Raw genomic sequence first — 25,357 nt, forward strand, 5'->3', positions numbered from 1 at the left:
CTGAGTACGTTCTCTGAGTACGGGAACGGATGTGGCCCCCGCCACACGCGGCGCATGATTCCCGGCATGAGTGACACACCGGTCAAGCAGCAGAACACGGCCGCCTACTACGGCCAGGCCGTCGCCTCCTTCGCGATCGCCCTGGCCGCGGTCGCCCTCGGCATCTTCAACCTGGAGACGGACGCCTGGGTGCGGGCCTTCCTCGGCGTCGCCGTCCTCTACCTCACCACCTCCGCCTTCACCCTCGCCAAGGTCGTCCGCGACCGGCAGGAGGCCGGGCAGATCGTCAGCCGTGTCGACCAGGCCCGCCTGGAGAAGCTGCTCGCCGAGCACGACCCGTTCCAGAAGCTCTGACAGAGCATGCTCTAAGCGCTTGCTCACTGTCGGGGTATGGTGTTCGTCCTGTGGAAACCGGAAGGGGCGAACGATGAGCGCGGCGGAGGAGATGACCGGCGAGGACACGCCATGGGCCGAGGTCACACCCGACGCGGCCCGGCGGCTGCTCGTCGCCGCGGTCGAGGCCTTCGCCGAGCGGGGCTACCAGGCCACCACCACCCGTGACATCGCCGGCCGGGCCGGAATGAGCCCGGCCGCGCTCTACATCCACTACAAGACCAAGGAAGAGCTGCTCCACCGGATCAGCCGGATCGGCCACGACAAGGCCCTGGAGATCCTGGAGGCCGCCGCGAACGGTCCCGGAACCGCCGCCGAGCGGCTCGCCGACGCCGTGCGCTCCTTCGTCCGATGGCACGCCGGGCGTCGTACCACCGCGCGCGTGGTCCAGTACGAGCTGGACGCGCTCAGTGCCGAGCACCGCGCCGAGATCGTGGAACTGCGCCGCAAGAGCGACGCCGCGGTGCGCCGCATCATCAACGAGGGTGTGGCGGCGGGCGAGTTCGACGTCCCCGACGTACCCGGCACGACGCTCGCCGTGCTCTCGCTCTGCATCGACGTGGCGCGCTGGTTCAGCACCGAGGGCCGCCGCACGCCCGACGAGGTCGGCGCGCTCTACGCCGACCTCGTCCTGCGCATGGTGTCCGCCCGGAAGTAGGCGGGCGGGCTCAGAAGTAGTAGCGGGACAGCGACTCCGCGACGCACACCGGCTTGTCGCCGCCCTCGCGCTCCACCGTCACCGCGGCCGTCACCTGCACACCGCCACCGGCGTCCTCGACGTCCCTGAGGACGGCGGACGCCCGCAGCCGCGACCCGACCGGTACGGGAGCGGGGAAGCGGACCTTGTTCGTTCCGTAGTTGACGCCCATCCTCACGCCCTCGACCCGCATGATCTGCGGGACGAGCAGGGGCAGCAGCGACAGCGTGAGGTACCCGTGCGCGATGGTCGTCCCGAACGGTCCGGCCGCGGCCCGCTCCGGGTCCACGTGGATCCACTGGTGATCGCCCGTGGCCTCGGCGAACAGGTCGATCCGCTTCTGGTCGACCTCCAGCCAGTCACTGTGCCCCAGCTGCTCGCCGACCGCCGCGCGCAGCTCGTCGGCGGACGTGAAGACCCTCGGCTCTGCCATGTCCCAGCTCCCCTGACTCAGATTGTCTAAGCGCTTGCTCAGCATGGTGCGGCGGGTGCGCTCCTGTCAACGGACCGCGGTGGGGCGGCCAGTAGGGTTCGAGGGGTGCCGCAGATTCCAGAGCAGATCCATGAGCTCACCGTCGGCCAGCTGTCCGCCCGCAGCGGAGCGGCCGTCTCGGCCCTGCGCTTCTACGAGTCCAAGGGCCTGATCAGCAGCCGCCGCACCAGCGGCAACCAGCGCCGCTACGGAAGGGACGCGCTGCGCCGCGTGGCCTTCGTACGCGCCGCGCAGCGGGTGGGCATCCCGCTGGCCACGATCAGGGACGCCCTGGCCCGGCTGCCGGAGGAGCGCACGCCGACCCGCGAGGACTGGGCGCGGCTGTCGGAGGCGTGGCGCTCCGAACTCGACGAGCGGATCAAGCAGCTCGGCCGGCTGCGCGACCACCTCACGGACTGCATCGGCTGCGGCTGCCTCTCCCTGGAGACATGCGTGCTGTCCAACCCGGACGACGTCTTCGGCGAGCGCATCACCGGCTCGCGGCTCATGGTCGAAGAGCGCCGGCCCGCACCCGGGCGCGAGGGCTGAGCCGGGGGAGCCGTTCGGGGGTCAGGCACCCTCGGCCCGGGTCTCCTGGAGCCGGCGCGTGTCTTCGGGCCGGGCTTCCTCGGGCCGCGTCCGTCCGGGCCGGGCCTCCTCGGGCCGCGTCCGGGCGTCTTCGGGCTCGGCCTCCTCCGTCATGCCGGGGCGGCCGAACAGCATGTCGTAGCCCGGCGGCAGCTGGAGCAGGACGCGGCGCATCAGGTCCTCGTCCGCCGCGTCGGCCACGACGCTGAGGACGGCACCGACGTCCCACTTGGCCGTCTCCTCCGTGGCGCCGTCGATCCACGCGGCCGTGGCCCGTACGAACCGTTCGGGTGCCAGGGGTTCAGCGGCCGGGAGCGGGTTGAGCAGCACCAGCGCGCAGGTCTCCGGCAGCCGGGCGGCCAGTTCGGCCCGCTCGGTGCCGACCAGATGGGCGCCCAGCAGGGCGAGGACGACGCGAGCGGCCCGGTCGGCCTCCCGTCGTGAGGGGTATTCGCCGCGTTCTTGCACCGCGGACAAGAACGCGTCCCACTGCATGCGCATCTCTCTTCCTCGGCCTTGTCGACGGGCGGGTGGGCAACGGGCGAGGGCGGGGCCGGGAAGGCACCCGTCCCCGCCCGTCATGCGGTGCGGCGGGCCGGTCAGCGGCGTGAGCGCGGGTCGCTCGCGTCAGCCGCTGATCTCCTTGCGCTCGCCCCCGCCGCTGATCGCGATCTTGCGCGGCTTCGCCTGTTCGGCGACCGGGATCCGCAGCGTCAGGACACCGGCCTCGTAGGAGGCCTCGATACGGTCGGTGTCCAGCGTCTCGCCCAGGAACAGCTGACGGCTGAACGTACCGGCCGGCCGCTCGGCGATCACCATCTCGGCGCCCTCTTCCGGGACCGTACGGCGCTCGGCCTTGACGGTCAGGACGTTGCGCTCGACGTCCAGGTCGATGCTGTCGGCGTCGACCCCGGGCAGGTCGAGGTGGACGACGAAGCTGTCGCCTTCGCGGAAGGCGTCCATCGGCATGGCCGCGGGGTGGGCGGTGGTGCCCAGCAGTCGCTCGGTGAGGCGGTCGAGCTCGCGGAAGGGGTCGGTCCGCATCAGCATCATCGGTCCCTCCTCTATGTACTCACGGATGCTGTGACCGTTGCCTCTCTCCTTATAACTCCACCGGCCAAAGTTGACAAGGGGGGACTCAAGATTCTCCACTCGTACGTGGGGGGCGCGCCGGGCGGGGTCACCGCAGGCGGAGCCGAGCGCGGCAGCGGGGGCGTACCCAGGTCCGTGTGGCCGCCCCCGCGGTTCCTCACGCCGTCCCCGCGGTTCCTCACGCCGCGCCGCGGTTCCTCACGCCGTCCCCGCGGTTCCTCACGCCGCGCCGCGGTTCTCGCGCACCGACGCGAGTTCCTCACGCCACCGACGCGAGCTCCTTGCGCGGCCGCAGCAGCATCCGCCGCTTGGCCGCCGCCAGTGCCTCGGGCGTCAGAACGGGCTGGGGCACCACCACTCCACAGTCCGTGCAGACCGGCCCGAACCACGGCTCGTTCAACAGGTCCTGCCGCCAGATGATCGCGTCGCCCGCACACACCGGACACGTCGCGCGGGGCCCCGCCTCCAGGGCGGAGATCAGCCGGCGCAGCGCCTCGGCCAGCGGCATCGTCGGATGCGTCGACGGGTCGTCGCAGCGCGCCACGCCGTTGCCGCCCCAGGTGCGCCGGTGCCAGTCGTCGAACCAGCCGGGCCGCCGCAGCCCGTCGTGCTTCTCGCGCCTGCGACGCGCGGCGAACTTCTCCTCGTACGCGAGCCAGACCGCCCGCGCCTCCTCCAACTCGTCGAGCGCGGCCACCAGCCGCGCCGGATCGGGCTCGCGGTCCTCGGGCCCGAACCCATGCCTCCGGCACAGGTGGTCCCAGGTCGCCCGATGCCCATAAGGGGCGAATCGCTCAAGGCACTTGCGCAGCGAATACCGCCGCAACGCCAGGTCACACCCCGGATCGCGAACCTGTCTCGCAAGACTTCGGAAACCGGCCATCGCACTGTCACCTCCGTCACTGGTACTTCGGCGTTGATGAATGGACGTACGGGTGCCCGTTTCGGCTCCATCGAAAAACGGCGCGACCCCATCAGCGGTACATCTGACGTGAAATACGCCCACGAGCCCGGGTGTGGCGATTCCGAAAAGGTGACGCTCTCTCACCTTACCGATGGCGCAATACCGCCAGTAACCTCCGGCGGACCGGCCTCATCGAGGAGCCCCCCATGCGACGACCCACCGCACGACTCCGGATCGCCACCGCCGCCGTGATCGCCCGGCCGCAGGGCTGTTGACGCCCTGGACCGGAGCGACGGCCGCCGAGGAGCCCGTTCCCGCCGCCGTCACCGACCACTGCCGCGGCCAGTGCGCGGACATCCTGCCCCCGGGGCAGAACGGCAACGCCACCCTCGCCGAGATCCTCGCCCACCGCGCCTTCGGTACCCGCCCCGCCCACAGCTCCGACCAACTCGGCCGCTACGACGCCCTCGTGGGCGGCCATGGCACCCTCACCGACGAGAAGCTCACCGACTTCTTCAACGACGCGTCCTTCGGCGTCCCGGCCGACCAGGTCGAGTCGGTGACCAAGCCCCGCACCGACGTCACCATCACCCGCGACAAGAAGACCGGCGTCCCGCACATCCAGGGCACCACCCGCTACGGCACCGAGTTCGGCGCGGGGTACGCCGCCGCCCAGGACCGGCTGTGGATGATGGACCTCTTCCGGCACATCGGGCGCGGCGAGCTGACCCCCTTCGCGGGCGGCGCGCTCGCCAACCAGGGCCTTGAGCAGCAGTTCTGGCCGCAGGCCCCGTACACCGAGGCCGACTACCAAGCCCAGATCGCCTACATCAGGACCACCCACGGCGCGCGCGGCGAGCAGGCAATGGCCGACGCCCAGGCGTACGTCGACGGCATCAACGCCTACCGCGAGAAGGCCAAGGACGGCCGGTACTTCCCCGGTGAGTACGTGCTCACCGGCCACATCGACTCGATCACCAACATCGGCGAGATACAGCCGTTCACCCTCACCGACCTGATCGCCATCGCCTCCGTCGTCGGTGGCCAGTTCGGCGGCGGAGGCGGCGGCGAGGTCCAGGCCGCCCTCTCCCTGCTCGCCGCCCAGCAGAAGTACGGCGTGGTGGAGGGCACGCGCGTGTGGGAGTCCTTCCGGCAGCGCAACGACCCCGAGGCCGTCCTCACCATCCACGACGGCACCTCCTTCCCGTACGCCGAGAAGCCCGCGCACGCGCGCGGCACCGCGCTCCCCGACCCGGGCTCCGTGAAACCCGAACAGCTGGTGTACGACCGGACCGGCTCGGCCGGCACCGGCGCCACGTCCCCGGTCGACGCCCCCGCGCGGCTGAGGCCCGCACAGGGCATGTACGACGACGGCGTCATCGCCCCCGGCTCCCTCGACCCGAGGAAGGGCATGTCCAACGCCCTGCTCGTCTCCGGAGCCCACACCGCGAGCGGAAACCCCGTCGCCGTCTTCGGCCCCCAGACCGGGTACTTCGCGCCCCAGCTGCTGATGCTCCAGGAACTCCAGGGCCCGGGCATCTCCGCGCGCGGCGTCTCCTTCGCCGGGGTCGGCATGTACGTACAGATGGGCCGGGGCCAGGACTTCGCCTGGTCGGCCACCTCCGCCGGCCAGGACATCACCGACACGTACGCCGTCGAGCTGTGCCAGGACGACACCCACTACCTCTACCGGGGTGTGTGCACGCCCATGGAGAAGCTGGAGAAGCGCAACGCGTGGAAGCCCAGCGTCGCCGACTCCACCGCCGCCGGCTCCTACCGGATGCAGGTCTGGCGTACCAAGTACGGCATCGTCACCCACCGGGCGACGGTCGGCGGCAAGCCCGTCGCCTACACCTCACTGCGCACCACCTACCGCCACGAGGCCGACTCCATCATCGGCTTCCAGATGCTGAACGACCCCTCCTACGTGAAGGACGCCACGACCTTCCAGCAGGCGGTCCACCACATCGACTACGCCTTCAACTGGTTCTACGCCGACGCCAAGGAGGCCGCCTACTACAACAGCGGCAAGAACCCGGTCCGCGCGGCCGGCGTCGACCCGGCGCTGCCCGTCGCGGCGCGGCAGGCGTACGAGTGGCAGGGCTTCGACCCGGCGCACAACACCGCCGCGTACACCCCCTTCGCCCAGCACCCCCGGTCCGTGGGCCAGGACTACTACATCTCCTGGAACAACCGGCAGGCCAAGGACTACAACACCGCGGCGTTCGGCTTCGGCGCCGTACACCGGGGAGACCTGCTCGACCAGCGCGTGAAGAGGCTGGTCGAGGCGGGCGGCGTCACCCGCGCCTCCCTCACCCGGGCCATGGCGGAGGCGGGGGTCACCGATCTGCGCGGCGAGCAGCTGCTGCCCGAACTCCTCGCGATCCTGCGGAGCCGGCCGGTCGGCGACCCGCAGGCGGCCGCCGCGATCCAGCAGCTGGACGCCTGGCGCGCCGCCGGGGCGCAGCGCAGGGAGAGCGCACCCGGTGCGCACCGCTACGGCCACGCCGACGCCGTACGGATCATGGACGCCTGGTGGCCGCTGCTGATCGAGGCGGAGTTCCGGCCGGGGCTGGGCGATGAGCTGTACGCCGCGCTCAAGGGCAGCCTGTCCGTCGACGAGTCGCCGGGCGCCGCCCACGGAGCGACCGGCGCGCACAGCGGCTCGGCGTTCCAGTACGGCTGGTGGGGCTTCGCCGACAAGGACCTGCGCCAGGTCCTCGGCCGGCCCGTGCGGGGCCCGCTCGCCAGGACGTACTGCGGCGGGGGCGACCCGGGAGCCTGCCGTGACGCGCTGCTGACGACCCTGAAGCAGGCCGCCGCGAAGCCCGCCACCGAGGTGTACCCCGGCGACGACACCTGCGCGGCGGGCGACCAGTGGTGCGCGGACGCGCTGGTCCACCGCCCGCTGGGGGGCATCACCCACGCCACGGTCAACTGGCAGAACCGGCCCACCTACCAGCAGGTGGTGGAGTTCCCGGCGCACAGGTAGGCGCCCGCGCGGGCCGGGTCACCCGATCCGGCCCGCGGCGATCACCACCCGCGCCAGCTCCGGGTGGCAGATGTCGCTGTGCGCGCCGGTGGGCGGACCGCCGCGGCGTACCACGGACGCCGCGTCCACGTTGACGCACCCCGAGGCCGGCAGGCCCCGGGCCAGTGCCGCGTCCAGGGTGAGCCGGGGGGTGCCGTCCACGGCCTGGATGCCGTCGTGGCCCATGGCCCACCACCGCTCGTCCCGGATCAGGCTCGTCGCGTCGCCCGCCAGGCGGGCCGCGAGCGGGTAGATCACGCCCAGCGCCGTGTCATGGCGCGAGTAGCAGGCCACCACCGGCCCGTCGACCCGCCGTTGCAGGCCGCCCAGCGCCCCGGCGCCCCGCAGCCCGTGCGGCAGGCGCGTCGCGAACACGTAGTGTGAGAAGGCCCCTTGCAGCAGCGTCACCGACTTCACGTTCCGCACCCCCTCGGGCAGGCCGCGCAGCGCGAACGACACCAGCCGCGCCCCCTGGCTGTGCCCCACCAGGTGGACCCGCACACGCGGGGACGACCGTGCCAGGTGGCCGAGGAGCGGGCCGAGCCCCCGCTCGCCGACCGTTCCCGACCGCCGCTTCATCTCCCAGTACGCCGCCTGGCGCAGCACCTCCTTGGCGCCCTTCCACAGCCGCTTCAGCCCACGGCCCAGGGCCACCGGGCTGCCGTCCAGCGCCGCCGTGAACTGCGCGCACACCGACACGGTGTCCTCGCGCAGGAACGCCGGATCGCCGCCCTCGCCCAGGTCCGCCGCGACGCCTGTGGCCCCCGCGACCGGTCCCGCCGTGGCTCCCTCGCCCGGGTCCGCCGCAGCGCCCGCGACCGGGGCTGCGACCGGGGCCGCCACCAGCTCCCGTACCAGCGACCCGAACGCGTCGAAGGCGGCCGCGTCGTCCGGCTGCTCCGCCAGCAGCCAGGCCAGCCGCTCCACGACCGCCTCCCGCCCGGGGAAGGCCGCCATGAGCGCCCGCACGGTCTCCTCGTCCAGGCCGGGGCCGGCGACCGCACCGGCGACCGCGGCCGCCCGCTCGAAGTCGGGGACCGGCTCGTCCGCGAACCGCATGGACGGCCAGACGATCCCCGCGTACCCGAGCCGCGCCCGCGCCGCGTCCCCCAGCAGGTCGGGGAAGGGCGCGAGGAAACGCGAGTACAGCCTGGCCGACACGGCGGTGGAGCTGTTCCACCCATGGGCGAACATCACCAGATCCGTCACGTCCAGCCGCGCCAGCGCGTCGCGCTGCGCGGCGTTCACATCGCCGTCCTTGTCGAAGGTGATCTCCTGGTAGGGCCGCACGCTCATCCCGGTCATCGCCCCGTCCCTCCGCTCCGCGCCGGAGCCATCAGCGGTACATCAGGTACTGCCGCCGTACCGCCCGGAAGGCGTCGAGCCGGGCCTGCCAGGCGTCCACCACCTCGTCCGGCCCGGCGCCCGCGTCGATCAGCGTCCGCACCTGCGCGGAACCGGTCAGTTTGTCGATCCAGTTGTCCGCCCGCCAGGCGAAGCCGCTCCAGCTGCGCTTCGCCGTCACCAGCAGGGCGATCCCCGTCCGTACGGGATCGAAGGCGTCCCGGTCGTGGACGTGCAGCTGCACCCCACCGACCGTCCTGCCCTGGAACTTGGAGAACGTCGGCGCGAAGTACGCCTCCCGGAAGTGGACACCCGGCAGGTCCAGCGCGTTCGCCGCCTCCGCCCACCGCCGGTCGACGCCCTCCGCGCCCAGCAGTTCGAACGGCCGCGTCGTGCCCCGCCCCTCCGACAGGTTCGTCCCCTCGAACAGGCAGGTCCCGGCGTACACCAGCGCGGTGTCCGGCGTCGGCATGTTCGGGCTCGGCGGCACCCACGGCAGCCCCGTCGCGTCGAAGAAGTCGGCGCGCCGCCACCCCGACATCCGTACCGTCACCAGCTCCACCGGCCGGGCGAGGAACTCCCCGTTGAACAGCCGCGCCAGCTCCGCCACCGTCATCCCGTGCGCCTGCGCGATCGGCTCACGCCCAACGAACGTCGAGAACGCCCTGTCGAGGACCGGCCCGAGCGCCGCCCGCCCCGTCACCGGGTTCGGCCGGTCCAGCACCACGAAACGTTTCCCCGCGAGCTCCGCCGCCACCATGCAGTCGTACAGCGTCCAGATGTACGTGTAGAAACGCGCCCCCACGTCCTGGATGTCGAACACCACCGTGTCGACCCCCGACGCGGCGAACACGTCCGCCAGCGCCCGCCCGCTCTTGAGGTACGTGTCGTACACCGGCAGCCCCGTCGCCGGATCGTCGTACCGCCCCTCCGAACCACCCGCCTGGGCGGTTCCCCGGAAGCCGTGCTCGGGACCGAACACCGCCACCAGGTCCACCCGGTCGTCGGCGTGCATCACGTCCACGATGTGCCGGGCGTCGGCAGTGATCCCGGTCGGGTTGGTCACCACCCCGACCCGCTGCCCGGCCAGCTCCGCGTACGCGCCGTCCGCCAGCCGGTCGAAACCCGTACGCACCCGGCGCGTGCGTCCCCTCGCCGAGGCGGGTGCCGCCCCCGCCACCGCCCCCGCTCCCGCGGCGCCACCCGCGACCAGCAGACCCCGTCTGGACACGCTCATCCGCACACCTCCGTGACGGCTCGACCACGCGACGCTCCCGCCACGCACGCTAGCGCGGGCACCCGCCGCGCGGAACGAGGCGGACGCGACGGTCTTTCCCCGGCCTTCCCCCGGTCTGTCGCCGGTCCGTCGCCGGTCTGTCCCCCGGTCTGTCCCCCGGTCTGTCCCCCGGTCTTTCCCCGCAACATACCGACCGGTTAGTCTGCCGAGCGGCACACGTGGTGAACGCGAGGGAGAGGCGGGTCGGCGATGAGTACGGTGCGGGGCACGGGCGTGGTCGTCACAGGAGCGGGCGGCGGCATCGGGGCCGCGCTCGCCCGGAGGTTCGCGGCGGAGGGCGCCCGCGTCGTCGTCAACGACATCGACCCCGGCCGCGCCAAGGCCGTCGCCGACGAGATCGGCGCCACCGCCGTCCCCGGCGACGCCTCCGCCGTCGTCGAGGAGGCCCGCGACGCGCTCGGCGGCACCGTCGACGTCTACTGCGCCAACGCAGGGCTCGCCTCGCCCGGCGACGCCTTCGCCGGCGAGGAGGTGTGGGCCGCCGCCTGGGACGTCAACGTGATGGCCCACGTCCGCGCCGCTCGCGCGCTGCTCCCCGGCTGGCTGGAGCGCGGCAGCGGCCGCTTCGTCTCCACCGTCTCGGCGGCCGGGCTGCTCACCATGGTCGGCGCCGCGCCCTACAGCGTGTCCAAGCACGGCGCGTACGCCTTCGCCGAATGGCTCTCGCTCACCTACCGCCACCGCGGCCTCAAGGTCCACGCCATCTGCCCGCAGGGCGTGCGTACGGACATGCTCACCGCCGCGGGCTCGGCGGGCGAACTCGTCCTCGCCCCCACCGCCATCGAGCCCGAGGACGTCGCCGACGCGCTGTTCGAGGGCATCGAGGCCGACCGGTTCCTGATCCTGCCGCACCCCGAGGTCGCCGGTTACTACCGGGCCCGCGCGAGCGACCCGGAACGCTGGCTGAACAATATGAGCCACATCCAGCAGAAGTGGGAGGGCACCGGGCAGTGAACCCGACGACCTCGATCTACGCGGCCAAGCCCTGGCTCGCGCAGCTCAGCGACGCCCAGCGGGCCGCCATCCAGCCCCCGCCCACCGTGGTGCACGCCTTCCGCGCCGCCGTCGCCCGCGCCCCCGAGCGCCCCGCCCTCGCCTACTTCGACGGCCGGCTGACCTACCGCGAGACCGACGCGCTCTCCGACTCGGTGGCCGGATACCTCGCCTCCCGTGGCGTCGGGCGCGGCGACCGCGTCGCGATCATGCTCCAGAACACCCCGCACTTCGTGCTCGCCCTGCTGGGCGCGTGGAAGGCGGGCGCGATCGTGGTCCCGCTCAACCCGATGTACAAGTCGGGCGAGGTCACCCATGTACTGAAGGACTCCGAGGCGACCGTCCTGATCTGCTCGGACCGCGCCTGGGAGGCGTATCTGCGCACGACGGCCGCCGGCTCGCCGGTCCGCGTCGCCGTCACCGCCGGAGAGAAGGACCTCCAGACCCGCGACGACCCGCGCGTCCTCGGCTTCGAGCGGCAGGCGAAGCCGGCCGACACCGAGGACCTGATCGCCGTCGCCCGCGCCGGGCACCCGGCGCCGCGGTACGGCCGCGACCTGACCGCCACGGATACCGCGCTGATCAGCTACACCTCCGGCACCAGCGGCACGCCCAAGGGGGCCATGAACCCGCACGGCGCGATCATGTACAACGCGGAACGGCAGCGCACCGGCCACCCCATCGCCGAAGGCGCCGCCTACTTCGCGCTCGCCCCGCTCTTCCACATCACCGGCATGGTCTGCGAGCTGGCCGCCTGCGTCGCCAACGCGGGCACCCTCGTCCTCGCCTACCGCTTCGAGGCGGGCGTCGTCCTGGACGCCTTCGCCGAGCACCGCCCCGCCTACACCGTCGGCCCCTCCACCGCCTTCATGGCGCTGGCCGCCCACCCCGACGCCACCCCGGACCACTTCGCGTCCTTCCAGGTGATCTCCTCCGGCGGCGCGCCCGTGCCCCCCGCCCTGGTGGAAAAGTTCCGCGCCGGCTTCGGCCCGTACATCCGCAACGGCTACGGCCTGACCGAGTGCACCGCCCCCTGCGCCTCCGTCCCGCCCGAGAAGGAGGCGCCGGTCGATCCCGCCTCCGGCACCCTCTCGGTCGGCGTCCCGGGCCCCGAGACCATCGTCCGCATCCTGGACGAGCACGGCGAGGAGGTGCCGTTCGGCGAGCACGGCGAGATCGCCGTACGCGGTCCGCAGGTCGTCCCCGGCTACTGGCGGCTCCCGGAGGCGACCGCCGAGACCTTTCCGGGCGGCGAGCTGCGCACCGGCGACATCGGCTTCATGGACCCGGACGGCTGGCTGTACGTCGTCGACCGCAAGAAGGACATGATCAACGCCTCGGGCTTCAAGGTGTGGCCGCGCGAGGTCGAGGACGTGCTCTACACCCATCCCGCGGTCCGCGAGGCGGCCGTCGTCGGCGTCCCCGACGCCTACCGCGGGGAGACGGTCAAGGCGTACGTCAGTCTGCGCCCGGGTGCCCCGGCCGAGCTCGCGGCGTACTGCGCGGAGCGGCTCGCGGCGTACAAATATCCCCGCGAGGTCGAGATCCTGCCGGAGCTGCCCAAGACGACGAGTGGGAAGATCCTGAGGCGGGAACTGCGTTGACCCCGTCGGCGGGGTTGACGCGGACGTCAGCGGACGCGAGCACGCCAGCACACGAGCACACGAGCACACCAGCACATGAGCACATGAGCACACGAGAAGGGCGGCGGCACATGGCCAGGACGACGGACGGGAACGGTACCCCCGTCCCCCAGAGGCTGCTGGCCGCCGCCACCCGGCTCTTCGCCGAGCAGGGCTACGACCGCACGTCCGTGCAGGAGATCGTCGAGTCCGCGGGCGTCACCAAGGGCGCCCTCTACCACTACTTCGGCTCCAAGGAGGACCTGCTCCAGGAGGTGTACGCGCGCGTGCTGCGGCTCCAGCAGGAGCGCCTGGACGCCTTCGCCGACGCCGACGCGCCCGTGGAGCAGCGGCTGCGCGACGCCGCCGCCGACGTGGTGGTCACCACCATCGACAACCTCGATGACGCGGCGATCTTCTTCCGGTCGATGCACCACCTGAGCCCGGAGAAGAACAAGCAGGTACGGGCGGAACGGCGCCGCTACCACGAGCGGTTCCGGGCGCTCATCGAGGAGGGCCAGCACAGCGGCGTCTTCTCCTCGGCCACGCCCGCCGACCTGGTGGTGGACTACCACTTCGGCTCGGTCCACCACCTGTCCACCTGGTACCGCCCGGACGGGCCGCTGAGCCCCCAGCAGGTGGCCGACCACCTGGCCGACCTGCTGCTGAGGGCTCTGCGCCCGTAAGCGGTCCGTCAGTTGGCGTCGACCAGGTCGTGCGCGGGGACGGTCACCGTGCGCGCGCCCGGCTTGCCGCCGAGCACGATCTTGCGCAGAGCGCTGTTGTTGCCGAGGTCGGTCTCCTTCAGCCGCTTCTCCGGGTTGGCCAGCACCTGGATGTAGTAGGTGCCGTTCGGTACGCCGGTGATGTCGAAGGACTGACCGGGCAGGTCCTGGGTGTACGTGTCGCCGGAGCCCACGTCGAGCACCTCACGGACGGAGATGGAGTTCTCCGAACCGCACGCCGTGGACAGGTCGGTGTTGTCCGGGTGCCAGTTGGCGTTCTTCACCGTGTAGTCGACGGCGTCGGTGTTGGCCAGGCAGAAGGCCTCCTTGCCGCTGCGCACGGCCTCCTTCTGGTCGGCCTTCAGGAGCCGGTAGCTGGCGAAGTCGGTGAAGTGCCAGTGCTCGTGGCCCGGGCGCGGGTCCCACTCCATGGTGCCGGTCGGCGTGTAGCCCACCTGCTTGCCCTTGGCGTCGTAGAAGTACTGGTAGGCGTCCATCAGCTCCTTGCCGGGCGTGCGGAAGCCGTCGACCACCAGCTGCGCCGGGCCCGCGTTCCACACGTTGGCGCTGAACGACAGGTAGTCCTTGCCCGGGACGTCGTTCTCGCCGTCGCTGATGGTGATGCCGTAGGCGGGCAGCGAACGCAGGTCGGGCTTGGGCACGTCGGGCACCACGGGCTTGCCGGTCGGCCGCTTGGGGGCGGCCCTCACCGCGGGCGCCTTGCGGGAACCGTCCGTCTGCCCGGCCCCGTCGCCCATGCGCGCCGCCTTGCCTCCCGCCTTCTTCAGCGCCCACGGCAGCGCGGGCGGTGCGGGGGTGTGGGGGCCGTGGCCCACGTTGTACGACGGGCCGGCCCCGCTCGTCGCGGGCGCGGGCGCGGGGGCGCGCATGGCGCCGTGGCCGGAGTGCGCCGAGTGCGCCGAGTGCGCCGAGTCCGCGGCGGGGGCGGAGGGGGCGGCCGCGTGGGAGCCGTGCCGCGCGGCGGCCGATGGGGCCTCGCTCTCCCAGCTGCGCTCGCGCACGGTCAGCTTGACCGTCTGGGGCTTGTCCTCGATGCCGAACGCGTCGCGGTAACGCTTGGTCACCGACACCGTGGCGGTGTACTTCCCGGCGGCCAGCTTGACCGGGGCGGAGGAGTAACCGGCGTAGGTGTTGGACGCCCAGCCCTTCTCGACACCCCACACGGAGCCGAGCGTGAAGGGGTTGCCGGGGCAGCTCTCGGGATACTTCGACGTGGCGGGCGCGTCGGGGCGTACCCGGCCGGACGCGTTGTTCGGGCAGAACGCCTCGGTCTTGCTCAGCACCGTCTTGCCGGCCGCGTCCGTGATCGTGATCCGGGCGAAGTCCGGCAGCCCCGAGAAGTCCTTCACCAGGCCCTTGGGGAGAGCCTTGGTACGGGTCGCCTTGCCGTCGCGGATGATCTGCGTGGCCACGACCGGGTCCTTGTAGGACGTACGGGTGACCTTGAGTTCCAGCGGGGCGTTCTCGGCGGTGACGTACGTACCGAGGTCGAGGTAGACGCCGGGGTCTTCCTTGTACGAGTCAAGGGTCACCGATGCCGACGCGGCGATCAGGCTCAGCTTGGGCGTGAGCGGCGCCTTCTTGGCGTCGGGCGCGGCGGCGACGATGCCGGCGGTCACGGCGATCGCCGCGGTGGCGGCGAGCACCGAACGCCCGAGACGGGCATGGGGGGTTCTGGTCATGGTTCCTCGTTTTCCGGGTCGGCGAGGCTAACTCCGGCCCGTGAGAGTCGGGTGAGGACACCATGGGTTGTCTGGGGGCTCGTGAGACACGGATCGTTGGCCGAAAACCTGTTGTGGATAGCGGATCAAGTCGTCATGGCGCGGTTTCCGCCCTGCGGGCGTACCCGGTCTGGTAAGGAGCGCGGCCGGCAGTGGAATTCCGGTACGAACGGGGACAGGAGCACGAACGGGCAGGGCGCCGTGGCCTGCGGCGTCCCGCCCGTTCGTGCTCCTGTGTGCGTGACGCTCAGAGGTACCGCTTCAGCTCCCGCCGCGCCAGCGACCGCTGGTGCACCTCGTCCGGGCCGTCCGCCAGCTTCAGCGTCCGCGCCCCGGCCCACAGTTCGGCGAGTGGGAAGTCCTGGCTGACACCGCCCGCGCCATGGAGCTGGACCGCCTTGTCGATGATGTCCACCACCGCGCGCGGCGTAGCGATCTTGATGGCCTGGATCTCGGTGTGCGCGCCCCGGTTGCCGACCGTGTCCATCAGCCAGGCGGTCTTCAGCACCAGCAGCCGCAACTGCTCGACCGTCACCCGGGCGTCCGCGATCCACCCCTGCACCTGCCCCTGGGCGGCCAGCGGCTTGCCGAAGGCCGTACGCGACACGGCCCTGCGGCACATCAGCTCGATCGCCCGCTCCGCCATGCCGATCAGCCGCATGCAGTGGTGGATGCGGCCCGGGCCCAGCCGGGCCTGGGCGATGGCGAAACCGCCGCCCTCCTCGCCGATCAGGTTCGCGGCCGGGACGCGGACGTCCTGGAAGACGACCTCGGCGTGACCGCCGTGGGAGTGGTCCTCGTACCCGTACACCCGCATCGCCCGCCGCACCTCGACGCCCGGGGTGTCCCGGGGCACGAGGATCATCGACTGCTGGCGGCGGATGTCCTCACCGTCAGGGTCGGTCTTGCCCATCACGATGAAGATCTTGCAGTCCGGGTTCATCGCGCCGGAGATGTACCACTTGCGGCCGTTGATGACGTACTCGCTCGTTCCGTCGGAGGCTCGCTGGATGCGGGTCTCGATGTTCGTCGCGTCCGACGAGGCGACCTCCGGCTCCGTCATCGCGAACGCGGAACGGATCTCCCCGGCCAGCAGCGGCTGGAGCCACTGCTTCTTCTGCCGCTCGTCACCGAACTGCGCCAGCACCTCCATGTTCCCGGTGTCCGGGGCGGCGCAGTTGAGGGCGGTGGGCGCCAATTGCGGCGACCGGCCGGTGATCTCGGCGAGCGGCGCGTACTGGAGGTTCGTCAGCCCCGCCCCGTACTCCTCGTCCGGAAGGAACAGGTTCCACAGGCCCTGCCTGCGCGCCTCCGCCTTGAGCTCCTCCACGACCGCCGGGGTGTCCCACGGCGAGTCGAGCCTCGCCCGCTGCTCATGGGCGACCGCCTCGGCCGGGTAGACGTACTCGTCCATGAAGGCGAGCAGTTTCGCCCGCAGTTCCTCGGTGCGCGCGTCGAATGCGAAGTCCATGGGGTGGGGTCAGCCTTCCTGGAGGGTGGTGAGGCCGTGCTCGATGAAGACGGGGACGAGTTCGCCGATGCGGTCGAAGCCCGCGCCGACGGTCTGCCCGAGGGTGTAGCGGTAGTGGATGCCCTCCAGGATCACGGCGAGCTTGAACCAGGCGAACGCCGTGTACCAGGAGAGGGCGCGGGTGTCGCGGCCGGAGCGAACGGCGTACCGCTCGATCAGTTCGGCGGCCGTGGGATGGCCGGCGGCGCTCGCGGTGGTGCTGATGGGGGAGCCCGGCAGGTCCAGCCTGACGCTGTACATGGCCAGCAGGCCCACGTCCGTGAGCGGGTCGCCGAGCGTGGACATCTCCCAGTCCAGTACGGCCTTCACCCGGTCGTCCTCGCCGAGCAGCACATTGTCCAGGCGGTAGTCGCCGTGGATGACCGTGGGGGCGGGCGAGGAGGGCAGGTGGCGGCCGAGCGAGGCGTGCAGCTCGTCGATCCCGGGCAGTTCACGGTTGCGGGAGGCGTCCAACTGCTTGCCCCAGCGCCGCAACTGCCGGTCGAGGAAGCCCTCGGGGCGCCCGAAGTCGCCCAGGCCCACCGCCTCGGGGTCGACGGCGTGCAGGTCGACCAGCGTGTCGACCAGGCCGAGGACGGCGGCCCGGGTGCGCTCGGGCCCGAGCGGGGCCAGTTGCTCGGCGGTCCGGTACGGGGTGCCCGCCACGAACTCCATGACGTAGAACGGCGCTCCGAGCACCGACTCGTCCTCGCACAGCGCGACCGGCTCCGGCACCGGTACCGCCGTGGGGTGCAGGGCGCTGATGACGCGGTGCTCACGCTTCATGTCGTGGGCGGTGGCCAGGACGTGGCCGAGCGGCGGGCGGCGTACGACCCACTGCCGGGTGCTGTCGGTGACGACGTACGTGAGGTTCGACCGGCCGCCCTCGACGATCCGGGCGCTGAGCGGTCCGCTCACCAGTCCCGGCCGCTCGCGGTCCAGGAAGCCGCGCAACCGCTCGGGGTCGAGACCTGGCGGGGGAGCTGAGCTCATCGTTCGCACCTCCGGGGCGAAAGGACGGTGATCGTACGCAGCAGCATGACCGACCAGTCGGTATGTCGTCCAGTGCCGGGCCGGAAACCACCTGCGCACCTCTGGTCCGGCGGTCGCCCTCATGAATAGGGTTCATGTATGAATGCCGCGCTGTTGATCGACGACGTCCGGCTCACCCCGATCCTCATCTCCGACCCGCCTCTCCTCAACACCCAGGGCGTCCACCAGCCCTACACCCCGCGCCTCGTCGTGGAGGTGGTCACCCGGGGCGGTGTGACGGGCGTCGGCGAGACCTACGGCGACGGCACGTACCTCGACCTCGCCCGCCCGCTCGCCGAGGCGCTCCGTGGTCATTCGGTCACGGACGTGAACGGCCTGTTCCGCCTTGCCGACCAGGTGTGCGGCGGCTCGCCCGCCCCCGGCGCGCAGGGCACGGACGCCCGCGTCGAGGCGGACGGGCTGCGCGGGGTGCGGACCGCCGACAAACTGCGCCTGTCCGTCGTCTCCGGCTTCGAGGTCGCCTGCCTGGACGCCCTCGGCAAGACCCTCGGCCTGCCCGTGCACGCCCTGCTGGGCGGCAAGGTCCGCGACGCCGTCGACTTCAGCGCGTACCTCTTCCACCGCTGGGCCGCGCACCCGGCCGGCGGCGAGGAGGACGACTGGGGCCCCGCCCTCGACCCGGCCGGCATCGTCGCCCAGGCCCGGCGCTTCGCCGACGAGCACGGCTTCTGCTCGTTCAAACTCAAGGGCGGCGTCTTCCCGCCGGACCAGGAGATCGCCGCCGTACGCGCGCTGGCCGAGGCGTTCCCCGGCCGGCCGCTGCGCCTGGACCCCAACGGCGCCTGGTCCGTGGAGACTTCGCTGTATGTCGCCGAACAGCTCGGCGGCGTCCTCGAATACCTGGAGGACCCGGCCGCCTGCACCGACCGTATGGCCGAGATCGCCGCCCGTACCACCGTGCCCCTCGCCACCAACATGTGCGTCACGACCTTCCCCGAGATCGCCGCCGCCTTCACGCGCGGCGCCGTGCAGGTGGTGCTGTCCGACCACCACTACTGGGGCGGTCTGTACCGGACGCGTGAACTCGCCGCCGTCTGCCGCGCGTTCGGCGTGGGCCTTTCCATGCACTCCAACACCCACCTGGGCATCAGCCTCGCCGCCATGACCCACGTCGCGGCGACCGTCCCCAACCTCGACTACGCCTGCGACAGCCACTACCCCTGGCAGACCGAGGACGTCATCACCGCCCGCCACGTCTTCGAAGGCGGCCGCCTCGCCGTCTCCGACGCGCCGGGGCTGGGCGTCGAACTCGACCGCGAACGGCTCGCCGCGCTCCACCGGCGCTGGCTGGACGACGACGGAACGATGCGCGAGCGCGACGACGCGGCGGCGATGCGGCGGGCGGACCCGGCATGGGTCACGCCGGCCGTCCCGCGCTGGTGACCGGCTGCCCCCGCGGGGCCGGCCCGCTTATGCGCCGGCCCGGCTGCTTATGCGCCGGCCCGAGCGCGTACGCCGTACGGCTGTCCGCCCCGAGCCGTTACGCGCAACAGGCGTGCTCACGCGTGACAGGCCACCGGCAGCCCGCCGTTCATCGCCGCCATGTCCCCGAACACGGCCGCCACATCGAGCGGCGAGCCCTCCGGCTGTCCGGCCAGTTCCGCGTACGCCCGGTGCACATTGGCCACCAGCCGCTCGCTCTCCCGCCATCCGGCGAATTCGCCCAGGTCCGTCTGGCGCGCCACCTCCAGGGGCGTGAGCCCCTTGGCGTGCCCCTCCTCGGCGATCCCGGCGACAAACCGCAGATAGCGTTCCGTGGCGTCGTACGCCGAAGGGTCGGTGAGCGGACCGTGCCCCGGCACCACGGTCCGCGCACCGAGCGACCGCAGCACCTCCATCGCCCGCAGCGACCCGCCCAGCGAGCCCGTCGCCAGGAACGGCGTGCCGCCGTTGAAGACCAGGTCACCGGTGAACACGACGCCCTGCCGGGGCAAGTGCACGATGGTGTCGCCGACCGTGTGCGCGGGGCCCGGGTGGACCAGCCGCACCTCGGTGCCGCCCACGTGCAGGGTGAGCCGGTCGCTGTACGTGAGGTCCGGCGCCGTGACGCGGATGTCGCCGAAGTCGGTCTGCGGCCAGATCAGATGCAGCTGCCGCCCGGCCGCCAGCACCTCGTCGCGGCACGCCTCATGGCCGATGACCGTGGCCTCGGGCGCGAAGACGGCGTTGCCGTAGGTGTGGTCGCCGTGGTGGTGGGTGTTGATCACGGTCCGGGGCAGCGGCACGCCCTGTTCCACGATGGCCTCGCGCAGCGCGACCGCCCGCCGCTCGGTGGCGGCCGTGTCGACCAGGACCGTGGCCCCGCCGTCACTGATGAAACCGGCGTTGTTCAGGCACCAGCCGCCGTCCGGCTGGACGTACGCGTGTACTTCGGGCGCGAGTTGGACGGTGTACGGATCCGTGGCAGGCACCTGCGGTCTCCCGGGTCGTGGCCTAACTGACGGGCAGAGCCTGCCAGTTGCCCGTCACCCGGAGCGCGGCGGGGTGCCGCGTGGTGCCGCGCGGTGTCGTGCGGTGCCGTGCGGTGCGTGCCGTACGCGACAGGGCCTAGTGGTCGTCCCAGTGCCCGTCGTGGGCGGCGTGCCGGTGTCCCTCGTGCACGTAGTCGACGTGGTCGCCGTGCGCGACGGCCGGGTGACCGCAGTTGTCCCCGTGTTCATGGGCGTGCCCGCTATGGGCGATGTGCTCGCCCGGCTCGCACTCGTCCCAGTGCCCGGAGTGCTCCCGGTGCAGATGCCCCTCGTGGACGTAGTCCAGGTGATCGTTGTGGACGACAGCCTGGTGCCCGCAGGCCGGCCCGTGGATGTGGGCGTGTGAAGTGTGTTCCTGATGGACGACGGTCATGACGGAGCCTCCGGCGTCGGTATCGGTCACATCCCCAGGCTAGTCCTCTTTGTTATGAATAATTCGTTATGGGTGATCACTCGGCTTGCGTACGGGCGGGACCGGCCCGAGGGTCGGATGCATGAAGGCGATCAGTTACCGCCGCTACGGCGGCCCTGAGGTCCTGGAATTCGGCGACTACCCCGACCCCAAGGTCGGACCGGACAAGGTCCTCGTCAAAGTGCGCGCGGCCGCCGTGAACCCGGTCGACTGGAAGGCCCAGGCCGGGTACCTCGACACCATCTTCGACGCCGTCTTCCCCGTGGTCCCGGGCTGGGACGTGGCCGGTGTCGTCGTCCAGCCGGGAGTCTCCGTGACGGAGTTCGCCGTCGGGGACGAGGTCATGGGGTACGTACGCGAGGACGTCCTGTGGCACGGCACCTTCGCCGAGTACGTCGCGGCCCCCGTCCGCACGCTGGCCCGCAAGCCCCGCAACCTGGGCTTCGAGGAGTCGGCGGGCCTGCCGCTCGCCGGGCTCACCGCCTACCAGGTGCTGCACCGGGCGCTGCGGGTGCGCCCGGGGGAGACCCTGCTGGTGCAGGCCGCCTCGGGCGCCGTCGGGTCGATGGCCGTGCAGATCGCCCGGCACCTCGGCGCCCGCGTCATCGGCGCGGCGCGCGAGTCGGGCCAGGACCGGATCCGCGAGCTCGGCGCGGAACCGGTGCTGTACGGCGACGGCTTCGCCGACCGCGTCAGGGCCCTGGCCCCGCAGGGCGTGGACGCCGCGTTCGACACGGTCGGCGGCCAGGTCCTGAAGGACTCGGCCCATCTGCTGGCGCCCGGGGGACGGCTCGCGTCCATCGCGGACGGCGAGGTGATCGGCATGGGCGGCGCCTACTACTGGGTACGCCCCGACCCGGACGACCTGGCGGCGCTCGCCGAACTGGCGGAACAGGGCGCGCTGGCGGTACGGGTCGCCAAGTCGTTCCCGCTGGAGCAGGCCGCGGACGCCCAGCGCGCCGCCATGGAGGGCGGCCTGAACGGCAAGGTCGTCGTCACGGTCGGCCGGAACGACTGACCGCCCGCCAGTCGCGCTCCCGGCACCGCGGCCGGCCCTGCCGGGCCAGCACCGGCCGCCGGGCACGGTCCGCTGGGCTAGCGCCCCGCCGCCGGGGCGCGGCTCGCTGCACCAGCAACGCCCCCGGGCCCGCCCTGCCGGGGCAGCACCTACCGCCCGGGCGCGGTCCCGCCGGGCCAGTACCCGCCGCCGGGGCAGGCCCGCTGCAAGCAACGCCCCCGGGCCTGCCCTGCCGGGCCAGCACCGGCCGCCGGGCACGGTCCGCTGGGCTAGCGCCCCGCCGCCGGGGCGTCGCCCGCCGGGCCAGCGCCCGCCGCCGGGGCGCGGCCCGCTGCAATAGCAACGCCCCCGGGCATGCCCTGCCGGGGGCAGCACCTATCGCCCGGGGCGTCGCCCGCCGGGCCAGCACCCACCGCCGTGCGGGCCCTACACCACCACCGCCACCGCGAACGCCGCCAGCGCGAGCGTGCAGGCCGTCGCCGTGACCGCGCCATGGGGCGTCAGTGCTCGCGGGCGCGCCGTACCCAGTGCCCGCATCCGCCGGTGGGCCACGCCCAGGAACGCCAGCCACACCAGCAGCGACAGGGCGGCGCCCACCACACCGGCCGCCGTGATGTCGTCGTGCACGGCCTGCTTGGCCGCCAGCACCGCGGCGCCCGTCGCCGACAGCGTCGTACGCCGCCACGCCAGCCGCGTACGCTCCGGCTGAAGCCCCGGGTCCCGGACCTCGGCGGCGTCCGGCGCGTGGCCGCCCGTCATCAGCCGCGCCAGCCGAAGACGACGACCACCACCATCGCGACCGCGACCACGCCCACCGCCAGGCTCAGCAGCGCGGGAAAGCGGCTGACCGGCAGGTCCTCGCCCCGGCGCATGGCCCGCTCGCAGCGCGCCCAGTGGTTCACCGCCCGAAGCGCGCACAGCGCCCCCGCGGCGAGCAGCGCGAGCGCCATGCCCACCCGGACGCCCCAGCGCAGGTCGGGCAGGAACTGATCGACCGCGAACCCGCCGCCGACCAGGGCGAGCGCGGTCCGGATCCAGGCCAGGAAGGTGCGCTCGTTGGCGAGGGAGAACCGGTAGTCGGGCGTGTCCCCCTCTTCCCGGATCCGCCGCGGCGCCAACCACAGCCGCAGGCCCCGCACAAAGTCGCTCACATGATCACACTATCGGGGGTGTCTGTGGACGGCATGCGCGCCCGTCGACGCGGTACGCCCGAAGATGCTCGTACGCGGCACAGCCGTCCGGCACCCACTCCCACTCGCCCAGCCGGGCCTCCAGCTCCGGCTCCGGCAGGAAGGCGTGCCAGGCGACCTCCTCCGCCTGCGGGCTCACCGGGAGCTCGCACCGAACCTCGTACACCGCCGACCACCACGACCCCCGCTCGCCCCCCTCGTACAGAAAACGGAACAGCCGCGTCGGCCGCGGCAGACCCGGCACACCCAACTCCTCCCGCGCCTCCCGCAGCGCCGCCTCGTCGTAACTCTCGCCCGCCCCGACCACACCGCCCACGAACATGTCGTACAGAGAGGGGAAAACCAGCTTCGTCGCGGTCCTGCGATGCACGAACACCCGGTCCTCGGCGTCCCGCACGAACACGAACACACAGCGATGGCGCAGCCCCCGCGCGTACACCTCACCGCGCGGCAGCCGCGCCACCACCCGGTCGTGCTCGTCAACGACGTCCAGGATCTCGTCAGCGGCGCTCATGCCGCCATGAAATCACCGTCCACCTGTTGACGTGTTACCGCCGCGTACCGAAGATCGGAGCACCCTGCCGACAAGGATGAGAGCCCATGGCGTACGACGCTGATGTGATCGTGATCGGGGCCGGCCTCGCCGGCCTGGTCGCCACCGCCGAGCTCGCCGAGGCGGGGCGCAGCGTCATCCTGCTCGACCAGGAGCCCGAACAGTCCCTCGGCGGCCAGGCCCACTGGTCCTTCGGCGGCCTGTTCTTCGTGGACTCGCCCGAGCAGCGCCGGATGCGGATCAGAGACAGCCACGCCCTCGCCCTCCAGGACTGGCTGGGCACGGCGGGCTTCGACCGCCCCGAGGACCACTGGCCGCGCAAGTGGGCCGAGGCGTACGTCGACTTCGCGGCCGGTGAGAAGCGGTCCTGGCTGTACCGCCAGGGAGTCAGGTTCTTCCCGGTCGTCGGCTGGGCCGAGCGCGGCGGCTACGACGCCACCGGGCACGGCAACTCGGTGCCGCGCTTCCACATCACCTGGGGCACCGGCCCCGGCCTGGTCGCGCCCTTCGAGCGGCGCGTCCGCGAAGGCGTCGCCAAGGGCCTCGTCCAGCTGAGGTTTCGCCACCGGGTCACGAGCCTGGGCCGCAGCGCGGGAGCCGTCGACACCGTCAGCGGCGAGATCCTGGAGCCGTCCGCCGCCGAGCGCGGCACGGCGAGCAGCCGGGAGGTCACCGGGGCGTTCGAGTACCGCGCCCAGGCGGTGATCGTCACGTCCGGCGGCATCGGCGGCAACCACGACCTCGTACGCGCCCAGTGGCCGCAGCGGCTCGGCACCCCGCCCGACAAGATGCTCTCCGGCGTGCCCGCGCACGTCGACGGGCTGATGCTCGGCATCGCGGAGGCGGCCGGCGCCCACCACATCAACCGCGACCGGATGTGGCACTACACCGAGGGCATCGAGAACTGGAACCCCATCTGGGCCAGGCACGGCATCCGCATCCTGCCCGGCCCGTCGTCGCTGTGGCTGGACGCGACCGGCCGCCGCCTGCCCGTGCCGCTGTTCCCCGGCTTCGACACGCTGGGCACGCTGGAGCACATCATGCGGTCCGGGTACGGCTACACGTGGTTCGTCCTCAACCGGCGGATCATCGGCAAGGAGTTCACCCTCTCCGGCTCCGAACAGAACCCGGACCTCACCGGCAAGTCGGTCCGCGGTGTCCTCGACCGGGCGCGCGCCGACGTCCCGGGTCCGGTCAGGGCGTTCATGGACCACGGGGCGGACTTCGTCATCGAGGACGACCTGCCGTCCCTGGTGCGCGGCATGAACGCGCTCACCAAGGAGCCGCTCATCGACGAGTCCGCCCTGCGCCGCGAAATCGTCGCCCGCGACCGGGAGATCGCCAACCCCTTCACCAAGGACCTCCAGGTCACCGTCATCCGCGGCGCCCGCAAGTACCTCGGCGACCGGCTGATCCGTACGGTCGCCCCGCACCGGCTCCTCGACCCCGGGGCGGGCCCGCTGGTCGCCGTGCGGCTCAACATCCTCACCCGCAAGTCGCTCGGCGGCCTGGAGACCGACCTCTCCTCCCGGGTGCTCACTCCCGACGGCACCCCGCTGCCGGGCGTCTACGCGGCCGGTGAAGCGGCCGGCTTCGGCGGCGGAGGCGTCCATGGCTACCGCTCCCTGGAGGGCACCTTCCTCGGTGGCTGCCTCTTCTCGGGCCGCGCGGCAGGCCGAGCGGCCGCGAAAGCCACCGCCTGAGCGGCGCGGCCCCGCCTGCCCCCGCCCGCGCCCGCCCGCGCCCCGATGCCCGGCCGCCCGCGCCCCGACGCCGGGCCGGGTCAGGGACGACTGCGCAGCGGGTGTCCTTCGGGCACTTCCACCAGGGCGATGCGCACCCCGTCCGGGTCGGCGATCCACATTTCGATCAGGCCCCACGGCTCCTGCTGCGGCGGCCGCAGCACCTCCACCCCGCGCTCGCGCAGCTCTTCGTGGGCGGCCCGGACGTCGGCCACCTGGAGCCACAGCCGCATACCGGGCGAGGGCGGAGCGGGGGAGCGGCCGGAGAGTTCGAGGAAGCCGCCGCCGAGGAAGTACACCGTGCCCCGCTCGGGCCCCGTCCCGAACTCCCGGTAGACGGCCAGCCCCAGCGCCCCGCCGTAGAAGTCGCGTGAGCGCTGCGGATCCGTAGGGCTCAACAGAACCCTGCTGCCCAGTACATGCACCATGCGGCGAGCCTACGCCCGCCGCTGAGCCATCCTCACAAAGCACAGCCCCGCCACTGAGCAATCCTCAGAATGCCCACCCG

Annotated in this window: 24 protein-coding genes and 1 pseudogene; 10 read left to right on the top strand and 15 right to left on the bottom strand. The window is 72.4% G+C overall.

Going from position 1 to position 25,357, the window contains the following annotated elements; genetic code table 11:
* Positions 1-66 precede the first annotated feature (66 nt).
* On the top strand, positions 67-354 hold the full coding sequence (locus QWM81_RS05720; RefSeq protein WP_290110420.1) for a YiaA/YiaB family inner membrane protein: 288 nt from the start codon (positions 67-69) through the stop codon (positions 352-354).
* A 73-nt stretch (positions 355-427) separates the two neighbouring features.
* Complete coding sequence (locus QWM81_RS05725) at positions 428-1,051, top strand: TetR/AcrR family transcriptional regulator (protein WP_290110421.1); 624 nt, start codon at positions 428-430, stop codon at positions 1,049-1,051.
* Positions 1,052-1,061: 10 nt separating this feature from the next.
* On the opposite strand, the gene QWM81_RS05730 is transcribed toward QWM81_RS05725, so the two are convergent.
* Positions 1,062-1,523 (bottom strand): MaoC family dehydratase, encoded by a 462-nt coding sequence (locus tag QWM81_RS05730; RefSeq protein ID WP_290110422.1) that lies wholly within the window; start codon positions 1,521-1,523, stop codon positions 1,062-1,064.
* Positions 1,524-1,628: 105 nt separating this feature from the next.
* Here QWM81_RS05730 and soxR point away from each other — a divergent pair, with 105 nt between their 5' ends.
* Positions 1,629-2,111 carry a redox-sensitive transcriptional activator SoxR gene (gene soxR / locus QWM81_RS05735; RefSeq protein WP_290110424.1) on the top strand — a complete coding sequence of 161 codons (483 nt, stop codon included), beginning with the start codon at positions 1,629-1,631 and terminating at the stop codon, positions 2,109-2,111.
* A gap of 156 nt (positions 2,112-2,267) precedes the next feature.
* Here the strand turns inward: soxR and QWM81_RS05740 are convergent.
* The 3 genes and pseudogenes from QWM81_RS05740 to QWM81_RS05750 all read right to left on the bottom strand — a co-directional run.
* A pseudogene (locus tag QWM81_RS05740) lies at positions 2,268-2,651 on the bottom strand (DUF2267 domain-containing protein); the annotation flags it as partial.
* A gap of 126 nt (positions 2,652-2,777) precedes the next feature.
* Positions 2,778-3,203 carry an Hsp20/alpha crystallin family protein gene (locus QWM81_RS05745; protein WP_290110425.1) on the bottom strand — a complete coding sequence of 142 codons (426 nt, stop codon included), beginning with the start codon at positions 3,201-3,203 and terminating at the stop codon, positions 2,778-2,780.
* Positions 3,204-3,501: 298 nt separating this feature from the next.
* Positions 3,502-4,125 (bottom strand): hypothetical protein, encoded by a 624-nt coding sequence (locus tag QWM81_RS05750; protein ID WP_290110426.1) that lies wholly within the window; start codon positions 4,123-4,125, stop codon positions 3,502-3,504.
* A gap of 292 nt (positions 4,126-4,417) precedes the next feature.
* Between QWM81_RS05750 and QWM81_RS05755 the strand changes: the two genes are divergently transcribed.
* Positions 4,418-7,138 (top strand): penicillin acylase family protein, encoded by a 2,721-nt coding sequence (locus tag QWM81_RS05755; RefSeq protein ID WP_290110427.1) that lies wholly within the window; start codon positions 4,418-4,420, stop codon positions 7,136-7,138.
* 18 nt (positions 7,139-7,156) lie between these two features.
* On the opposite strand, the gene QWM81_RS05760 is transcribed toward QWM81_RS05755, so the two are convergent.
* Positions 7,157-8,482, bottom strand: a complete 1,326-nt coding sequence (locus QWM81_RS05760) for an alpha/beta hydrolase family protein (protein ID WP_290110428.1) — start codon at positions 8,480-8,482, stop codon at positions 7,157-7,159.
* A 31-nt stretch (positions 8,483-8,513) separates the two neighbouring features.
* Positions 8,514-9,758 carry an exo-beta-N-acetylmuramidase NamZ family protein gene (locus QWM81_RS05765; RefSeq protein WP_290110429.1) on the bottom strand — a complete coding sequence of 415 codons (1,245 nt, stop codon included), beginning with the start codon at positions 9,756-9,758 and terminating at the stop codon, positions 8,514-8,516.
* A 249-nt stretch (positions 9,759-10,007) separates the two neighbouring features.
* On the opposite strand from QWM81_RS05765, the gene QWM81_RS05770 reads away from it, so the two are divergent.
* From QWM81_RS05770 to QWM81_RS05780, 3 genes are all read left to right on the top strand, one after another.
* A complete protein-coding gene (locus QWM81_RS05770; RefSeq protein ID WP_290110430.1) occupies positions 10,008-10,772 on the top strand; it encodes an SDR family oxidoreductase in 765 nt (254 codons plus the stop codon).
* Positions 10,769-12,415: a class I adenylate-forming enzyme family protein gene (locus QWM81_RS05775; RefSeq protein WP_290110431.1), complete on the top strand. Its 1,647-nt coding sequence runs from the start codon at positions 10,769-10,771 to the stop codon at positions 12,413-12,415. The genes QWM81_RS05770 and QWM81_RS05775 overlap by 4 nt, the downstream gene beginning before the upstream one ends.
* Before the next feature lie 110 nt (positions 12,416-12,525).
* Entirely contained in the window at positions 12,526-13,119 is a 594-nt protein-coding gene (locus QWM81_RS05780) for a TetR/AcrR family transcriptional regulator (protein WP_290110561.1), read from the top strand.
* A gap of 8 nt (positions 13,120-13,127) precedes the next feature.
* Here the strand turns inward: QWM81_RS05780 and QWM81_RS05785 are convergent, their stop codons facing one another.
* From QWM81_RS05785 to QWM81_RS05795, 3 genes are all read right to left on the bottom strand, one after another.
* The gene (locus tag QWM81_RS05785; protein WP_290110432.1) at positions 13,128-14,861 is read right to left on the bottom strand and encodes a lysyl oxidase family protein; all 1,734 of its coding nucleotides are present in this window, start codon (positions 14,859-14,861) and stop codon (positions 13,128-13,130) included.
* 286 nt (positions 14,862-15,147) lie between these two features.
* The gene (locus QWM81_RS05790) at positions 15,148-16,371 is read right to left on the bottom strand and encodes an acyl-CoA dehydrogenase family protein (protein WP_290110433.1); all 1,224 of its coding nucleotides are present in this window, start codon (positions 16,369-16,371) and stop codon (positions 15,148-15,150) included.
* A 9-nt stretch (positions 16,372-16,380) separates the two neighbouring features.
* The gene (locus tag QWM81_RS05795) at positions 16,381-17,403 is read right to left on the bottom strand and encodes a phosphotransferase family protein (protein WP_290110434.1); all 1,023 of its coding nucleotides are present in this window, start codon (positions 17,401-17,403) and stop codon (positions 16,381-16,383) included.
* A gap of 138 nt (positions 17,404-17,541) precedes the next feature.
* On the opposite strand from QWM81_RS05795, the gene QWM81_RS05800 reads away from it, so the two are divergent.
* Positions 17,542-18,846, top strand: coding sequence for a glucarate dehydratase family protein (locus QWM81_RS05800; RefSeq protein WP_290110435.1), 1,305 nt, complete (start codon positions 17,542-17,544; stop codon positions 18,844-18,846).
* Positions 18,847-18,962: 116 nt separating this feature from the next.
* Here the strand turns inward: QWM81_RS05800 and QWM81_RS05805 are convergent, their stop codons facing one another.
* Both QWM81_RS05805 and QWM81_RS05810 read right to left on the bottom strand, forming a co-directional pair.
* Complete coding sequence (locus tag QWM81_RS05805) at positions 18,963-19,874, bottom strand: MBL fold metallo-hydrolase (RefSeq protein ID WP_290110436.1); 912 nt, start codon at positions 19,872-19,874, stop codon at positions 18,963-18,965.
* Positions 19,875-20,010: 136 nt separating this feature from the next.
* The gene (locus tag QWM81_RS05810; RefSeq protein ID WP_290110562.1) at positions 20,011-20,307 is read right to left on the bottom strand and encodes a hypothetical protein; all 297 of its coding nucleotides are present in this window, start codon (positions 20,305-20,307) and stop codon (positions 20,011-20,013) included.
* A gap of 121 nt (positions 20,308-20,428) precedes the next feature.
* On the opposite strand from QWM81_RS05810, the gene QWM81_RS05815 reads away from it, so the two are divergent.
* Positions 20,429-21,364 (top strand): NADP-dependent oxidoreductase, encoded by a 936-nt coding sequence (locus tag QWM81_RS05815; protein ID WP_290110437.1) that lies wholly within the window; start codon positions 20,429-20,431, stop codon positions 21,362-21,364.
* Positions 21,365-21,790: 426 nt separating this feature from the next.
* Here the strand turns inward: QWM81_RS05815 and QWM81_RS05820 are convergent, their stop codons facing one another.
* From QWM81_RS05820 to QWM81_RS05830, 3 genes are read right to left on the bottom strand one after another with little or no spacing between them, the layout of a single operon-like run.
* Positions 21,791-22,123: a DUF202 domain-containing protein gene (locus tag QWM81_RS05820; protein WP_290110438.1), complete on the bottom strand. Its 333-nt coding sequence runs from the start codon at positions 22,121-22,123 to the stop codon at positions 21,791-21,793.
* On the bottom strand, positions 22,123-22,515 hold the full coding sequence (locus QWM81_RS05825) for a YidH family protein (RefSeq protein WP_290110440.1): 393 nt from the start codon (positions 22,513-22,515) through the stop codon (positions 22,123-22,125). The genes QWM81_RS05820 and QWM81_RS05825 overlap by 1 nt, the downstream gene beginning before the upstream one ends.
* Before the next feature lie 4 nt (positions 22,516-22,519).
* Complete coding sequence (locus QWM81_RS05830) at positions 22,520-23,068, bottom strand: NUDIX hydrolase (RefSeq protein WP_290110442.1); 549 nt, start codon at positions 23,066-23,068, stop codon at positions 22,520-22,522.
* Positions 23,069-23,154: 86 nt separating this feature from the next.
* Between QWM81_RS05830 and QWM81_RS05835 the strand changes: the two genes are divergently transcribed.
* Positions 23,155-24,810, top strand: coding sequence for an FAD-binding dehydrogenase (locus tag QWM81_RS05835; RefSeq protein ID WP_290110444.1), 1,656 nt, complete (start codon positions 23,155-23,157; stop codon positions 24,808-24,810).
* An 80-nt stretch (positions 24,811-24,890) separates the two neighbouring features.
* On the opposite strand, the gene QWM81_RS05840 is transcribed toward QWM81_RS05835, so the two are convergent.
* Entirely contained in the window at positions 24,891-25,277 is a 387-nt protein-coding gene (locus QWM81_RS05840; RefSeq protein WP_290110447.1) for a VOC family protein, read from the bottom strand.
* Between the last annotated feature and the right edge of the window lie 80 nt (positions 25,278-25,357).

Origin of the sequence: Streptomyces ficellus (genome assembly GCF_030406405.1) — a bacterium.
GTDB lineage: Bacteria > Actinomycetota > Actinomycetes > Streptomycetales > Streptomycetaceae > Streptomyces > Streptomyces ficellus_B.

Bases quoted from the DNA above. Each gene is read 5' to 3' on its own strand.
- QWM81_RS05720 (WP_290110420.1), top strand. From the start codon at position 67: ATGAGTGACACACCGGTCAAGCAGCAGAACACGGCCGCCTACTACGGC.
- QWM81_RS05725 (WP_290110421.1), top strand. From the start codon at position 428: ATGAGCGCGGCGGAGGAGATGACCGGCGAGGACACGCCATGGGCCGAG.
- QWM81_RS05730 (WP_290110422.1), bottom strand. From the start codon at position 1,523: ATGGCAGAGCCGAGGGTCTTCACGTCCGCCGACGAGCTGCGCGCGGCG.
- QWM81_RS05745 (WP_290110425.1), bottom strand. From the start codon at position 3,203: ATGATGCTGATGCGGACCGACCCCTTCCGCGAGCTCGACCGCCTCACC.
- QWM81_RS05750 (WP_290110426.1), bottom strand. From the start codon at position 4,125: ATGGCCGGTTTCCGAAGTCTTGCGAGACAGGTTCGCGATCCGGGGTGT.
- QWM81_RS05760 (WP_290110428.1), bottom strand. From the start codon at position 8,482: ATGACCGGGATGAGCGTGCGGCCCTACCAGGAGATCACCTTCGACAAG.
- QWM81_RS05765 (WP_290110429.1), bottom strand. From the start codon at position 9,758: ATGAGCGTGTCCAGACGGGGTCTGCTGGTCGCGGGTGGCGCCGCGGGA.
- QWM81_RS05770 (WP_290110430.1), top strand. From the start codon at position 10,008: ATGAGTACGGTGCGGGGCACGGGCGTGGTCGTCACAGGAGCGGGCGGC.
- QWM81_RS05780 (WP_290110561.1), top strand. From the start codon at position 12,526: ATGGCCAGGACGACGGACGGGAACGGTACCCCCGTCCCCCAGAGGCTG.
- QWM81_RS05785 (WP_290110432.1), bottom strand. From the start codon at position 14,861: ATGACCAGAACCCCCCATGCCCGTCTCGGGCGTTCGGTGCTCGCCGCC.
- QWM81_RS05790 (WP_290110433.1), bottom strand. From the start codon at position 16,371: ATGGACTTCGCATTCGACGCGCGCACCGAGGAACTGCGGGCGAAACTG.
- QWM81_RS05795 (WP_290110434.1), bottom strand. From the start codon at position 17,403: ATGAGCTCAGCTCCCCCGCCAGGTCTCGACCCCGAGCGGTTGCGCGGC.
- QWM81_RS05800 (WP_290110435.1), top strand. From the start codon at position 17,542: ATGAATGCCGCGCTGTTGATCGACGACGTCCGGCTCACCCCGATCCTC.
- QWM81_RS05810 (WP_290110562.1), bottom strand. From the start codon at position 20,307: ATGACCGTCGTCCATCAGGAACACACTTCACACGCCCACATCCACGGG.
- QWM81_RS05815 (WP_290110437.1), top strand. From the start codon at position 20,429: ATGAAGGCGATCAGTTACCGCCGCTACGGCGGCCCTGAGGTCCTGGAA.
- QWM81_RS05820 (WP_290110438.1), bottom strand. From the start codon at position 22,123: ATGACGGGCGGCCACGCGCCGGACGCCGCCGAGGTCCGGGACCCGGGG.
- QWM81_RS05830 (WP_290110442.1), bottom strand. From the start codon at position 23,068: ATGAGCGCCGCTGACGAGATCCTGGACGTCGTTGACGAGCACGACCGG.
- QWM81_RS05835 (WP_290110444.1), top strand. From the start codon at position 23,155: ATGGCGTACGACGCTGATGTGATCGTGATCGGGGCCGGCCTCGCCGGC.
- QWM81_RS05840 (WP_290110447.1), bottom strand. From the start codon at position 25,277: ATGGTGCATGTACTGGGCAGCAGGGTTCTGTTGAGCCCTACGGATCCG.